The following is a 13,724-nucleotide window of genomic DNA, read 5'->3' on the forward strand; positions in this document are numbered from 1 at the left end:
CGTGCCCGGGCGCGCGCCACCGCCGGCACGGGAGGTTAAGTTTTTTGCTGCGAGCCGTGCGGCCCATGCTATAGGGCGCGCTTCCGGCGGCCGGCGACGCGCCGGGTGTCGGCACGCGCGGGCGTGGCGGAACTGGTAGACGCGCTGGATTTAGGTTCCAGTGTCGCAAGACGTGGGGGTTCGAGCCCCTCCGCCCGCACCAGGACGCTTCGAGATGGCGCGGCCCCGCTCGGGGCCGTCTCATCCCCGTATCCGACACCGTCGTTTCCCGGACCGCGCGACCAAGCCGCACGACGCCGGCCCGGCCGGCGACCACAAGGTTTTTTGAAGAGCGACGACGACGATGCAGGTGACCGAGATCAACGCCCAGGGTCTGAAGCGCGAGTTTCAGGTGCTGCTGGCCGCCCAGGAACTCGAGGAGCGCCTGACGACCGAGCTCTCCGGCATGAAGGACAAGGTCCAGCTGAAGGGCTTCCGCCCCGGCAAGGTCCCGGTCGCGCATCTGCGCAAGGTCTATGGCCGCTCGGTCATGGCCGAGGTGGTGCAGAACGCGGTCAACGAGGCCAACCGCAAGATCGTGGCCGATAACGGCCTCAAGCTGGCGCTGGAGCCGCAGGTCGAGTTCCCGACCGACCAGGCCGAGGTCGAGAAGGCGCTCGACGCCAAGGCCGACCTGGCCTTCAAGGTCGCCCTCGAGGTGATGCCGAATTTCGAGCTGGCCGATCTCTCCGACGTCAGCCTCAAGAAGCTCGTGGCCAAGCCCGACGAGTCCGAGGTCGACGAGGCCCTGCAGCGCATGGCCGGCCAGAGCCGTCCGTTCACCGAGCGGGAGGAGGGCGCCGAGGCCCAGAACGGCGACCGCGTCACCATCGATTTCGTCGGCCGCATCGACGGCGAGGAATTCCAGGGCGGCAAGGGCGAGGGGATCGACCTGGAGCTCGGCTCCGGCTCGTTCATCCCGGGCTTCGAGGAGCAGCTGGTCGGCGCCAAGGTCGGCGAGAAGCGCGTCGTGAAGGCGACCTTCCCCGAGGCCTACGGCGCCGAGCATCTCGCCGGCAAGGATGCCGAGTTCGACGTGACCGTCACCAAGATCCAGGCCCCGGGCGAGGCCAAGATCGACGACGAGTTCGCCAAGTCGCTGGGCATGGAATCCCTCGAGAAGCTGCGCGAGGCGATCGCCAAGGCGATCGGCGGCGATTTCGAGGCAGCGTCGCGCCGCAAGCTCAAGAAGGAGCTCCTGGACGCGCTGGACGGCAAGTACGCCTTCGAGCTGCCGCCGACCCTCGTCGCGCAGGAATTCGCCAGCGTCTGGGCGCAGGTGGAGCAGGACCTGAAGGCCCGCGGCAAATCGTTCGAGGACGAGGACACCACCGAGGAGAAGGCCCAGGCCGACTACCGGAAGATCGCGGAGCGTCGCGTCCGTCTCGGTCTCGTGCTTGCGCAGGTCGGCGAGAGCGCCGATATCAAGGTTTCCGACGAGGAGGTGAACCAGGCCCTCATCGCCCGGGTCCGGCAGTTCCCGGGCCAGGAGCAGCAGGTGTGGGACTTCTACCGTAAGAACCCGCAGGCGCTCGCCGAGCTTCGGGCGCCGCTGTTCGAGGAGAAGGTGGTTGACCACGTCCTCGGTCAGGTCAAACTCGTTGAGGAGCCGGTCTCGAAAGAGACGCTTTTCGCCGATGAGGATGACGACGACACGACCGGCGAGAAGCCGGCAGATAAGGCCGAGGCCAAGACCGAGGCAAAGGCCGACTGAGCCCCGCACTGTCCCAGGACGGCGGGCATAGGGTTAGGCGATGGTTAAGCATCGCCGGTGTTCGCTGACATGCCCGGGCTGCCGTGATTCGCGGCAGCCCCGGGCCTCACTCTGGGCAGGACGAGATGAGAGATCCGATCGACGTCTATAACAACGCACTCGTGCCGATGGTCGTCGAGCAGTCGAGCCGCGGCGAGCGCGCCTTCGACATCTACTCCCGCCTCCTGCGCGAACGCATCATCTTCCTCACCGGTCCCGTTGAGGATTACGGCGCGTCGCTGATCGTGGCGCAGCTGCTGTTCCTCGAGGCCGAGAATCCGAAGAAGGAAATTTCCTTCTATATCAATTCCCCCGGCGGCGTCGTGACCTCGGGCCTGTCGATCTACGACACGATGCAGTTCATCCGCTGCCCGGTCACCACGCTCTGCGTCGGCCAGGCCGCCTCGATGGGCTCCCTGCTGCTCACCGCCGGTGAGCCCGGCCACCGCTTCGCCCTGCCGAACGCCCGGATCATGGTCCACCAGCCGTCCGGCGGCTTCCAGGGCCAGGCCACCGACATCCTCATCCATGCCCGCGAGATCGAGGCGCTGAAGCGGCGCCTGAACGAGATCTACGTGAAGCATACCGGCCGTGATTATGCGGCCATTGAGAATGCGCTGGAGCGCGACAATTTCATGACTGCGGATGCGGCCAAGGAGTTCGGCCTCATCGACGAGGTCATCCAGAAGCGTCCCGAGCCCGCAGCCGCCTGACGGTTGCGTCGCCTGACCGCCGCGGCGTGGCCTTGATCCCGCCGCGGCAGCGTGTTTGCATCCGATGACAGGGCCCATCGGTCAAAGGCGCGCAGCATACTGTTTCTTTAAACGGGCCCCCTTACGTTGAAGCGATGCGCGTGCGCCCTTAGCCGGCTGCGTACGCGACGAATCGGAGACCGATATGAGCAAGACTGGCGGCAACGACTCCAAGAGCACGCTGTATTGCTCGTTCTGCGGCAAGAGCCAGCACGAGGTCCGCAAGCTGATCGCCGGCCCGACCGTGTTCATCTGCGACGAGTGCGTCGAGCTGTGCATGGACATCATCCGCGAGGAGTCGAAATCCTCGCTGGTGAAGAGCCGCGACGGGGTCCCGACCCCGAAGGAGATCCGGCGCGTCCTCGACGATTACGTCATCGGCCAGGACTTCGCCAAGAAGGTCCTCTCGGTCGCGGTGCACAATCACTACAAGCGGCTCGCGCACGCGACGAAGCACAACGACGTCGAGTTGGCCAAGTCCAACATCATGCTGATCGGGCCGACCGGCTCGGGCAAGACGCTGCTCGCGCAGACGCTGGCCCGCATCCTGGACGTGCCGTTCACCATGGCCGACGCCACGACCCTGACCGAGGCGGGCTATGTCGGCGAGGATGTGGAAAACATCATCCTCAAGCTGCTCCAGGCCTCTGACTACAACGTTGAGCGCGCCCAGCGCGGCATCGTCTACATCGACGAGATCGACAAGATCTCGCGCAAGTCCGACAACCCGTCGATCACCCGCGACGTGTCGGGCGAGGGCGTGCAGCAGGCGCTCCTGAAGATCATGGAGGGCACGGTCGCCTCCGTGCCGCCGCAGGGCGGCCGCAAGCACCCGCAGCAGGAATTCCTGCAAGTCGACACCACCAACATCCTGTTCATCTGCGGCGGCGCCTTCGCGGGCCTGGAGCGGATCATCTCCCAGCGCGGCAAGGGGACCTCGATCGGCTTCGGCGCGAGCGTGCAGGCCCCGGACGACCGCCGCACCGGCGAGATCTTCCGCTCGGTGGAGCCCGAGGATCTGCTGAAGTTCGGCCTCATCCCCGAGTTCGTCGGCCGTCTGCCGGTCCTGGCGACCCTCGAGGATCTCGACGAGGCCGCGCTCAAGAAGATTCTCCAAGAGCCGAAGAACGCCCTGGTCAAACAGTACCAGCGGCTGTTCGAGATGGAGAATGTCGACCTGACGTTCCAGGACGATGCGCTCTCGCTCGTCGCCCGCAAGGCGATCGAGCGCAAGACCGGCGCCCGCGGCCTGCGCTCCATCCTGGAGACGATCCTGCTCGACACGATGTACGATCTGCCGGGTCTCGAATCCGTGGAGCAGGTCGTGATCGGTCCCGAGGTGGTCGAGGGCAAGTCGCGCCCGCTCTACATCCACGGCGACCGCAACAAGGAAGCGCCCGCCAGCGTGAGCGCGTAAGCGCTTGGTAGGGTTGCGTTAAGCGCCCGGCTCCGGCCGGGCGCGCTGCGGGGAACATCTTGAAAACGCTGCCCCCCGCAGCCACCTCAGGCTCATCGCGGTGGCCGCTCGCTCCTTCGAGGAACGGTCCGCGTCGCCAGCCGCAAAGTTCACGACCATCCCGACCCTCGCGGCCCGGTCGGCCCCTGGCAGTCGGTTCGCCCCATCTCCGGGGGAACCGAAGCCGGGCGTCCCTGAGAGGAAGTCCCCCATGACACAGTCGAAATCGCGCCAGCCGGTCGTCCCGGGTTCGACGGGCTCCTATGCCGTTCTGCCCCTGCGCGACATCGTCGTCTTCCCGCACATGATCGTGCCCCTGTTCGTCGGCCGCGAGAAGTCGATCCGCGCCCTCGAAGAGGCCGTGCGCACCGATCGCCACATCCTGCTCGCCACCCAGATCAATGCGGGTGACGACGATCCGGCGACCGACGCCATCTACAAGATCGGGACGCTGGCCTCCGTGCTGCAGCTGCTGAAGCTGCCCGACGGCACCGTGAAGGTTCTGGTCGAGGGTATTGGTCGCGCCAAGGTGACGGGCTTCACCCGCTCCGACGAGTATTACGAGGCCACCGCCGAGGCCCTGCACGACGAGCTCGGCGACCGCGTCGAGGCCGAGGCGCTCGCGCGCTCGGTGCTCTCGGAGTTCGAGAACTACGTCAAGCTGAACAAGAAGATCTCCCCGGAGGTCGTCTCGGCCGTGACCCAGATCGACGAGCCCTCGAAGCTCGCCGACACGATCGGCTCGCACCTCCTCGTCAAGATCTCCGACAAGCAGGGCATCCTCGAGACCCCCACGGTGGCGCAGCGCCTCGAGCGCGTGCTGTCGCTGATGGAGAGCGAGATCTCCGTGCTCCAGGTGGAGAAGCGCATCCGGACCCGCGTCAAGCGGCAGATGGAGAAGACCCAGCGCGAGTACTACCTCAACGAGCAGATGAAGGCGATCCAGAAGGAGCTGGGCGACTCCGAGGACGGCCGCGACGAGCTGGCCGAGCTCGAGGAGAAGATCGAGAAGACCAAGTTCACCAAGGAAGCCCGCGACAAGGCCACCGCCGAGCTGAAGAAGCTCCGGCAGATGTCGCCGATGTCCGCCGAGGCGACGGTGGTGCGCAACTATCTGGACTGGATGCTCGGCATCCCGTGGGGCAAGCGCTCGAAGATCAAGAAGGATCTGCTCGGCGCCCAGGTCCTGCTGGACAACGACCATTTCGGCCTGGACAAGGTGAAGGAGCGGATCGTCGAGTACCTCGCCGTGCAGCAGCGGGCGAACAAGCTCACCGGCCCGATCCTGTGCCTCGTCGGTCCCCCCGGCGTCGGCAAGACCTCGCTCGGCAAGTCCATCGCCAAGGCGACGGGTCGCGAGTTCGTGCGCATGTCCCTCGGCGGCGTGCGTGACGAGGCCGAGATCCGCGGTCACCGCCGGACCTATATCGGCTCGATGCCCGGCAAGATCGTCCAGTCGATGCGCAAGGCCAAGACCTCGAACCCGCTCATCCTGCTCGACGAGATCGACAAGATGGGCATGGATTTCCGCGGCGATCCGTCGGCGGCGCTCCTCGAGGTGCTCGACCCTGAGCAGAACAGCACCTTCAACGACCACTACCTGGAGGTGGATTACGATCTCTCGAACGTGATGTTCGTGACCACGGCCAACACCCTCAACATCCCCGGCCCGCTCATGGACCGGATGGAGGTGATCCGCATCGCCGGGTACACCGAGGAGGAGAAGGTCGAGATCGCGCGCAAGCACCTGATCCCGAACGCCCTGAAGAAGCACGGTCTCGGGACCCATGAGTGGTCGATCGACGACGATGGCTTGATGATGCTGGTCCGCCGCTACACGCGGGAAGCCGGCGTCCGCAACCTGGAGCGCGAGCTGTCCAACCTGATCCGCAAGGCGGTGAAGGAGATCCTGATCACCAAGACCAAGTCGGTCGCGGTGAACGTGGAGACCCTTCCGGTCTTCCTCGGCCCGCCGAAGTTCCGCTACGGCGAGATCGACGCGGACGATCAGGTCGGCGTGGTCACGGGTCTGGCCTGGACCGAGGTCGGCGGCGAGTTGCTGACGATCGAGGGTGTCATGATGCCCGGCAAGGGCAAGATGACCGTCACGGGCAACCTGAAGGACGTGATGAAGGAGTCGATCTCGGCGGCCGCATCCTACGTGCGCTCGCGGGCGATCGACTTCGGGATCGAGCCGCCGCTGTTCGAGCGTCGCGACATCCACGTCCACGTTCCGGAGGGGGCGACTCCGAAGGACGGCCCGTCCGCCGGCATCGCCATGGCGACCGCCATCGTCTCGACGCTGACCGGCATCGCCGTCCGCCGCGATATCGCGATGACCGGTGAGGTCACGCTCCGCGGTCGGGTCCTGCCGATCGGCGGCCTGAAGGAGAAGCTGCTGGCCGCACTTCGCGGCGGCATCAAGATCGTGCTGATCCCCGAGGAGAACGCCAAGGACATCGCCGAGGTGCCCGACAGCGTGAAGAACGGGCTGGAGATCATCCCGGTCTCCCGGATGGATCAGGTGCTGGAGAAGGCCCTGGTGCGTGCGCCGGTCGCCATCGAGTGGGAGGAGCCGCTGCCCGTGGCCAAGCCTGCCCGGACGGAAGAGGACGGCGCGGCGTTCATCGCCCACTGACCCGCTCCGTGATCCGATGAGACAAGCCCCCGGAGCCCGCTCCGGGGGCTTTTTCGTGGGACGAGCCCGCCATGCGCATCCTGCTGATCAACCCCAACACCAGCCAGGCCGTGACCGACCTCGTTGCCGGTCATGTCCGCCGCCAGATCGGCGAGCGGGTCGCGTTGCGGGCGGTGACCGGCCGCTTCGGCGCCCGCTACATCGCGTGCCGCGCGGCTGCGGCCATCGCGACTCACGCCGCTCTCGACGCCCTGGCCGAGCACGGGGACGGGTGCGATGCGGTCTACCTGGCCTGCTTCGGGGATCCGGGCCTGTTCGCCCTGCGGGAGCTATCCCCGGTCCCGGTGATCGGGATGGCCGAGGCGGCCTGTCACGAGGCCGCCGCCACTGGGCGATTCGGGATCGTCACCGGCGGGGCGGCCTGGGGCCCCATGCTGAGCGAGTTCGTCGGCACGATCGGCCTGGCCGACAGGCTTGCAGCGATCACCACGATCGCCCCGAGCGGCGGCGAGATCGCCGCGGATCCGGATCGCGCTCTGGGCGCCCTGGCCCAGGCCTGTCGGGATAGCCACGCGGCGGGCGCAGAAACGGTGATCCTCGGCGGGGCCGGCCTGGCGGGCCTCGCCCCACGCATCGCCGGGCAGGTCCCGTGTCCACTGATCTGCTCGGTCGAGGCCGGCACAAGGGCCGTCCTGGCCGCCACGGGGGCGCCACCCATGCCGCCACCGCGCCCGGTTCCCATCGAAAGCACCGGCCTTACGCCTGCACTGGCGCGCCGCCTCGCCGCTCCCGGGGGCGCCCCCTTGCATCGCACCGACCCCATGCCGTAACGGTCGACCGCCGGGCGGTTAGCTCAGTTGGTAGAGCGTCTCTTTTACACGGAGAGGGTCGGGGGTTCGAGTCCCTCACCGCCCACCAGGGCGATACAGGTCGGTTCCGGGATCCTCGAAAGGGCGGCCTGCTCAGCAGATCATCCGCTTTTTGCGCCCCTGCCTTAGGCTTGATCCGGGCTAAGGAGACCGGCGCGGCGCCGTTCCCGGCTTACGCCGAGCGGACACGCGCCGGCAGGGCGAGGCCCGGTCTCCCGCCAGATTCACCAACCGCGGTCGATCCGCTTCGCGCCGGCACTATATCCGGGGCGAGAGTGATCACCGGAGATGTCGTGTGCCTGTGCGCCTGCTGAACAACGGCAATAACAAGATCCAGATCGCGCATGATTTTTTGGACACTTCGGACGGGACGATCACCATCAACGGCGATGGCAGTCATGTCCTGATCGGGGATGGTGCCAACGCGTTCGAGCGGATGTCGCTCACCTGCGGCCCCAGCTCCACCGTGCATATCGGGCACGGCGTGCGTCTGGCCTCGCTGCAGATCTACGTGTGCCCGCATTCGAAGCTGCTGATCGGCCATCACAGCGCTTTCGCCAACGAGGGCCAGATCTTCGTCCACGAGACGAAGCCGATCACGATCGGGCACAATTGCCTGATCTCGGAGGGCGTCAACTTCTGGGTGAGCGACGCTCATTCGATCATCGACCTCGAATCCGGCCGCCGGATCAACCCGTCGCGACCGATCCATGTCGGCCACCGGGTCTGGCTCGGCCGCAATGTCAGCGTGTTCAAGGGCGCGCATATCGGCGACGGCTCGATCATCGGGGCCCAGTCGATCGTCAGCGGCGTGATCCCGGCCAATGCGTTGGCGTATGGGTCGCCGGCCCGGGTCGTTCGGGAGAATGTCAGCTGGGACATCAACCTGATGCCCGAGGATGCCTCCGAGTCCGGCCTGCCGCGCGAGAGGGCGGCCCCAGTCGACCGCCCGTCCCAGGCCGACGTCACCCGGCTCGCGCTGGCCGAGGCGCATTACCGGACGGAGGCGGTCCAGACCGTGCTGGCGGCGGTGCTCGCGAGCCAGAGCTGGCGCGGCCTCGACCGCAAGAAGTTCCGGCGGCTGATCGCCGAGGCCGGCAGCGCGATCCCGAACGAGGCGCCGGCCGCCGTGCAGCACGCCGTCCTGCTCGCCGAGGCGCGCAAGGTCCTCTGGCTTGGGTGAGGGGCCGTCCGCACCGTCGGTCCATTACGTCGGCTTCCGGGACGACCGCTACTGGAACGCCTACCGGATCTTCGGCGGCCCGCGGGTGATCCACCGCCGCTGGGATTTCTACGCGACCCGCGATGTCGGGCCGGGCGACGTCGTGATCTTCGCCGAGGGCGACGAGACCCAACTGTTGGCCGACCGCAACGCCACCGATATCGACGAGCGCTGGCTGCTCGGCCCGTGCTCGGACACCTAATTCCTGAGCGACAGAGCCGCCCGCACGACGACCTCGGGATGCGAATGCGGGAACATGTGTCCGGCGCCCGGCACCATCTCGAGACTCGCGCCCGGGATCAACCGGGCGGCGACGACGCCGTGCAGGTAGGAATTCACCACGATGTCGGCGCCGCCGCACAGGATGCGGGTGGGCACCCGGAGGCTCGGATAGCGCAGCGCGCTGCGGGTCAGCGCCGGCCAGAGCCAGCCGGCATCCTCGCCCTCGGCGGTGATCTGGGCGGCCCGGCCGGCGAGCTCGAACGGGAAGTTCTGGCGGAACTGCTGCGGCATCGCCTGGGGCAGGAACATCGCGTTCCAGAGCAGCGGCAGCAGGGCCGGATCGCTCGACGCGTGCAGGATCCGGGTCAGAAGATCGCCCCCGAGGGGCAAAGCCCGCGGCCCGAACAGCAGGTGCTCGAGGCGGAGTTCCGGGAAGCAGACCGGTGCCAGGGAAACGATCCCGGCGATCTCGTCCGGGTAGAGCATCCCGTAGGCCAGGGCGATCGCCGCCCCGAAGGAGTGGCCGAGGATGACCGGCCGTTCCAGGCCGAGCTCCCGGACCGCTGCCCGGATCTGCGTGGCCTGATCCCAGATATCGGCTCCGCGCCCCCGCGGCCGCAGGCTGAACCCGTGGCCCGGGCGGTCGACGGCGACGACCCGGAAATGCTCGGCCAGAGCCGGAACCGGCCCGAGCCACTGATCCTCCAGGCACATCAGCGTGCCGTGGATCGCCACGAGGTCGGGGCCGGAACCCGTCTCCGCATAGGCGATTGTCCGCTCGTCCGGCAGCTCGACGAACCGGCGCGGGACGATGCGGGGATCGGCCTGCTCCCCGGAGGTCGGCCGGGCCGGCCCCGGGAGGGAATGCGCAGCGACCGGCAATTACAGACGCTTCCTGCGGCCGGGAGCGGTCCCGAGCAGCGCCAGGGCCGCCACGGTCCCAACGCCCACCAGCCCGGCCGCCGTGGCGAGTGGATGAAGGCTCGCGCGCGTGTAGGCGCTGGTGCGCATCACGTAGACCGGCGGGTCGCCGCGGGTGGCGCCGGCGGAGACCGGCGCATGCAGGGCTCCGGTCGGGTCGCGGGGCGGGATGCCGCGCTTCTGCATCGCGATGATCGCCGGACCCATGTAATCGTAGGCGCCCGGGGCGAATTCCTTGCCGGCTACGAAGGCCTTGCCGGCGCCGCCGACGAAGATGTCGCGCTGCGGGTGCACGGCCGCGTGCAGGATCGCGTTGGCGACCTCCTCGGGCGGGTAGATCGGCGGCGGCAGGCTCGGCTCGCGATCCATGTAGTTGCGGGCCCGCTGGGGCAGGGGCGTGTCGATCGAGGCCGGCTTGACCAGCGTCACCGAGATCGGCGCATCCTCGACCATCAGCTCCATGCGCAGGGCGTCGGTGAAGCCTTTCACCGCGTGTTTCGAGGCCGCGTACATGCCCTGGAACGGGAAGGCGAGGTCGGAGGCGATGCTGCCGACATTGATCAGCGCGCCGCCCTGCTTGTGCAGGTGCTCGACGGCGACCAGCGACCCGTAGATCGTGCCCCAGAGATTGGTCTGGATCAGGCGGTGATGGTCTTCGTCGCTGATCTCGCGCAGGCGTCCGTAGATCGAGGCCCCCGCGACGTTGACCCAGGTGTCGAAGCCGCCGAACGTCGCGATCGACTGGTCGGCGACCGCCTGGACGTCGGCACGGTTGCCGACATCGGCCACGACGTGGAGCGCCTTGCCGCCTACGCCCTCGATCTCGGCCTGGATCCGGGCCAGGGCTTCGCCGCTGCGGGCGGCCAGCACGACCCGGGCCCCGCGCTCGGCCGCCATCCGGGCGGTCGCGAGGCCGATGCCGGACGACGCGCCGGTGATCACCACGACCTGCTCGCTGAGCGGCTTGTGCTTCATCGGTCTTCCCCACATCCGCGATCCCCGCGACCGGCCACGGGGGCCGGCGCGTTCACGCTCAGGGGGTTAGTCGCCGGGCAGGCCGCAAGGTTCCGCCTCGGCCGGGGGCGATCGCGTCGCAGGCGCCGTCCGGGCGGCTCAACGTCCGTAGATATCCTCGACGCGGATGATGTCGTCCTCGCCGGTGTAGGAGCCGACCTGGACCTCGATCAGCTCCAGCGGGATCTTGCCCGGGTTGTTCAGCCGGTGCATCGAGCCGATCGGCAGGTACACCGCCTCGTTCTCGTGGACCAGAACCACCCGGTCATCCACGGTCACCTCCGCGGTGCCGCGCACCACCACCCAGTGCTCGGCCCGGTGATAGTGCTTCTGCAAGGACAGGCGCCCGCCCGGCACCACCTGGATCCGCTTCACCTGGAAGCGCTCGCCGATGTCGATCCGCTGGTACCAGCCCCACGGCCGGTACATCCGCAGATGCGCGTCCGCCTCCGGCTCGCCCGACGCCCGCAGCGCGTTGACCAGCTGCTTGACCTCGCCCGAGCGCGCCTTGGACGCCACCAGCACCGCGTCGGGAGTCGAGACCACGACCACGTCCTCCAGCCCGACCACCGCGGTCAGGCCGCCGCCCTGGCTGTGCACCAGGCTGTTCTTCGTCTCGACCAGAGACACCCGGCCGCGCACCGCGTTGCCCTCGGCATCGTGGTCCAGCACCTGCCAGACCGCGTCCCAGGTGCCGACATCCGACCACGGGAACGACACCGGCAGCACGCCGGCGCGCGCGGTGCGCTCCATCACCGCGTAGTCGATCGAGATCTTGGGCGCCTTGGCGAAGGCGGCGCCGTCGAGCCGGACGAAGTCGAGGTCGGTCACGGCGGCGTCCAGCGCGGACCGGGCGGCGTCGAGGACGTCCGGCACGAAGGCTTCGAGCTCGGCCAGCATCAGGTCGGCGCGGAACAGGAAGTAGCCCGAGTTCCACAGGGCGCCGTCGGCGATCAGCGCCTCGGCGCCGGCCCGGTCCGGCTTCTCGACGAACTTTTCCACCCGGGCGGCGCCGGGGGCTTCGGGGATCGGGGCGCCGCGGCGGATATAGCCGTAATCGGAGGCCGGGCGGGTCGGCTCGATGCCCAGCGTCATGGTGTAGCCGGCGCGCGCGCCCACGGCGGCGGCCTTGACGGCATCCACGAACGCCTTGGTGTCGGGCACGACGTGGTCGGCGGCCATGATCAGCACCACGGCCTGCGGATCGATCGCGGCGGCGTGGAGCGCGGCCACCGCCACGGCGGCGGCGCTGTCGCGCCCTTGCGGCTCGAGCAGGATGTCGGCGGCGATCCCGAGCTGGCCGCATTGCTCGGCGACGATGAACCGGGCCTCGGCCGAGGCGATCACGGTGGGCTTGGCGAACACGCCCGCTTCCGCGACGCGCTCGAGGCTCGCCTGGAAGGTCGAGGTCCGCGGATCGACCAGGCGGGCGAATTGCTTGGGCATGCTCTCGCGCGAGGCCGGCCACAGACGCGTCCCCGTGCCGCCGCACAGGATGATCGGATAGACCGTATCGATAGGCTCAGGCATCAAGATCAATCTTTCGAACGAAGGTCTTTTCGCTTTAAAACAAGGCGCTCAGCTAAAACTCAATGTAACAGATCCAGCTGTCCACCGGCCATCGCGGGACGGTCGCCGTGATCCTCACGGTTGAGGACACCGTCGATGAACTGCGTCATCGCGCCGGTGAAACGCTCGACACTGAACTCGGAGGCCCGGCTGATCAGGTCGGCGGGTTTCGGTGCGATCGCCTTGCACCGCTCGATCGCGTCGATCAACGCCTCCACCGATTGCTCGTGGAAGAACGTCCCGGTCAGTCCCTCCTGTACCGTCTCCGTCGCGCCGCCCTTCCCGTAGGCGATCACCGGCCGGCCGCTCGCCATGGCCTCCACCGGCACGATCCCGAAATCCTCCTCGCCGGGGAATATCAGCGCCTGACACCGGGCGTAATGGTGTTTCAGCACCGCGAAGGGTTGGGGGCCGAGCATCGTGACATGCGGACCGGCCATGGCGCGCAACTCCCGCAGCATTTCCCCGCCCCCGATCACGACCAGGGGTTTCTGCAGGCGGTTGAACGCCTCGATGGCCAGTTCCGGCCGCTTGTAGCGCACCAGCTCGCCGACCATCAGATGGTAATCGCCGATCTCCTGCTCGGGAACGGCGCCGAACGCATCGGTATCGACCGGGGGATAGATGACGGTGGCGCTGCGCCGGTAATAGGTCTCGATCCGGCGCGCCACGGTGGCGGAATTCGCCACGAATTCATGGACGCGGCTCGCCGAGATGGCGTCCCAGTTCCGGATGTAATGCGCGGCCGGCGGCATCAGCAGCCGGTTCAGGAACCCCGTCCGCTCGCGGTAATCGTGGAACATGTTCCAGACGTACCGCATCGGCGAGTGGCAATAGCAGATATGGGTCGAGTTCGAGGGCGGGATGATCCCCTTCGCCGGCCCGGATTCGCTGCTGATCACGAGATCGTACCCGCGCAGGTCGAGCTGCTCGAGGGCCATGGGCATGAGCGGCAGATAGGACTTGTAGCGCGTCGCCGAAAACGGAAGCCGGCCGATGAAGGACGTCTGGATGCGATGGGCTTTTATGGTCGGCGATATCGAATCCGGCGCATAGGCATGGGTGAAGATATCGGCCTCCGGATACATCTTGCAGAGCGCCTCAACGACTTTCTCGCCGCCGCGCATGCCCACAAGCCAATAATGTACGATTGCAACGCGCATTCAGCCGGCCTCTGTCAGGATTCATGTCTTGTGGCCTGTATTAGCACGCTTTAGCGGCGTTCAGACCCGATTGCGCGTACTGAGCTTGTCCTCCCAGGCGAGCGCC

11 protein-coding genes and 2 tRNA genes are annotated in these 13,724 nt (G+C 67.6%); 9 read left to right on the forward strand and 4 right to left on the reverse strand.

Annotation, left to right across the window (positions count from 1 at the left end; all coding sequences use genetic code 11):
• The first annotated feature begins 117 nt into the window (after positions 1-117).
• The 9 genes from WYO_RS23240 to WYO_RS23280 all read left to right on the forward strand — a co-directional run bounded on the left by WYO_RS23240 (position 118) and on the right by WYO_RS23280 (position 8,931).
• Positions 118-202 (forward strand) — tRNA-Leu (locus tag WYO_RS23240).
• Between the two features lie 141 nt (positions 203-343).
• Entirely contained in the window at positions 344-1,753 is a 1,410-nt protein-coding gene (gene tig, locus WYO_RS23245) for a trigger factor (RefSeq protein ID WP_007567153.1), read from the forward strand.
• A 125-nt stretch (positions 1,754-1,878) separates the two neighbouring features.
• On the forward strand, positions 1,879-2,505 hold the full coding sequence (locus tag WYO_RS23250; protein ID WP_007567155.1) for an ATP-dependent Clp protease proteolytic subunit: 627 nt from the start codon (positions 1,879-1,881) through the stop codon (positions 2,503-2,505).
• 184 nt (positions 2,506-2,689) lie between these two features.
• On the forward strand, positions 2,690-3,961 hold the full coding sequence (gene clpX / locus WYO_RS23255) for an ATP-dependent Clp protease ATP-binding subunit ClpX (RefSeq protein ID WP_007567156.1): 1,272 nt from the start codon (positions 2,690-2,692) through the stop codon (positions 3,959-3,961).
• A 250-nt stretch (positions 3,962-4,211) separates the two neighbouring features.
• A complete protein-coding gene (lon, locus tag WYO_RS23260; protein WP_007567159.1) occupies positions 4,212-6,638 on the forward strand; it encodes an endopeptidase La in 2,427 nt (808 codons plus the stop codon).
• Between the two features lie 71 nt (positions 6,639-6,709).
• Entirely contained in the window at positions 6,710-7,468 is a 759-nt protein-coding gene (locus tag WYO_RS23265) for an aspartate/glutamate racemase family protein (protein ID WP_007567161.1), read from the forward strand.
• Between the two features lie 12 nt (positions 7,469-7,480).
• A tRNA-Val gene (locus WYO_RS23270) sits at positions 7,481-7,556 on the forward strand.
• A 246-nt stretch (positions 7,557-7,802) separates the two neighbouring features.
• Entirely contained in the window at positions 7,803-8,690 is an 888-nt protein-coding gene (locus WYO_RS23275) for an acyltransferase (RefSeq protein ID WP_007567162.1), read from the forward strand.
• The gene (locus tag WYO_RS23280) at positions 8,683-8,931 is read left to right on the forward strand and encodes a hypothetical protein (RefSeq protein ID WP_007567163.1); all 249 of its coding nucleotides are present in this window, start codon (positions 8,683-8,685) and stop codon (positions 8,929-8,931) included. The genes WYO_RS23275 and WYO_RS23280 overlap by 8 nt, the downstream gene beginning before the upstream one ends.
• Here the strand turns inward: WYO_RS23280 and WYO_RS23285 are convergent.
• The 4 genes from WYO_RS23285 to WYO_RS23300 form a co-directional block, all read right to left on the reverse strand.
• Positions 8,928-9,833, reverse strand: a complete 906-nt coding sequence (locus WYO_RS23285) for an alpha/beta hydrolase (RefSeq protein ID WP_007567164.1) — start codon at positions 9,831-9,833, stop codon at positions 8,928-8,930. The genes WYO_RS23280 and WYO_RS23285 overlap by 4 nt on opposite strands.
• A complete protein-coding gene (locus WYO_RS23290; protein ID WP_007567165.1) occupies positions 9,834-10,847 on the reverse strand; it encodes an SDR family oxidoreductase in 1,014 nt (337 codons plus the stop codon).
• Between the two features lie 138 nt (positions 10,848-10,985).
• On the reverse strand, positions 10,986-12,416 hold the full coding sequence (locus WYO_RS23295; protein WP_007567166.1) for a mannose-1-phosphate guanylyltransferase/mannose-6-phosphate isomerase: 1,431 nt from the start codon (positions 12,414-12,416) through the stop codon (positions 10,986-10,988).
• A 59-nt stretch (positions 12,417-12,475) separates the two neighbouring features.
• Positions 12,476-13,618, reverse strand: a complete 1,143-nt coding sequence (locus WYO_RS23300) for a glycosyltransferase (protein ID WP_007567167.1) — start codon at positions 13,616-13,618, stop codon at positions 12,476-12,478.
• Positions 13,619-13,724: the final 106 nt, after the last annotated feature.

It is taken from the genome of Methylobacterium sp. GXF4 (assembly GCF_000272495.1).
Classification (GTDB): Bacteria; Pseudomonadota; Alphaproteobacteria; order Rhizobiales; family Beijerinckiaceae; genus Methylobacterium; species Methylobacterium brachiatum.

Excerpts from the sequence above, each read along its gene's own strand:
- tig (WP_007567153.1), top strand. The coding sequence starts at position 344 with ATGCAGGTGACCGAGATCAACGCCCAGGGTCTGAAGCGCGAGTTTCAG.
- WYO_RS23250 (WP_007567155.1), top strand. The coding sequence starts at position 1,879 with ATGAGAGATCCGATCGACGTCTATAACAACGCACTCGTGCCGATGGTC.
- clpX (WP_007567156.1), top strand. The coding sequence starts at position 2,690 with ATGAGCAAGACTGGCGGCAACGACTCCAAGAGCACGCTGTATTGCTCG.
- lon (WP_007567159.1), top strand. The coding sequence starts at position 4,212 with ATGACACAGTCGAAATCGCGCCAGCCGGTCGTCCCGGGTTCGACGGGC.
- WYO_RS23265 (WP_007567161.1), top strand. The coding sequence starts at position 6,710 with ATGCGCATCCTGCTGATCAACCCCAACACCAGCCAGGCCGTGACCGAC.
- WYO_RS23290 (WP_007567165.1), bottom strand. The coding sequence starts at position 10,847 with ATGAAGCACAAGCCGCTCAGCGAGCAGGTCGTGGTGATCACCGGCGCG.
- WYO_RS23295 (WP_007567166.1), bottom strand. The coding sequence starts at position 12,416 with ATGCCTGAGCCTATCGATACGGTCTATCCGATCATCCTGTGCGGCGGC.
- WYO_RS23300 (WP_007567167.1), bottom strand. The coding sequence starts at position 13,618 with ATGCGCGTTGCAATCGTACATTATTGGCTTGTGGGCATGCGCGGCGGC.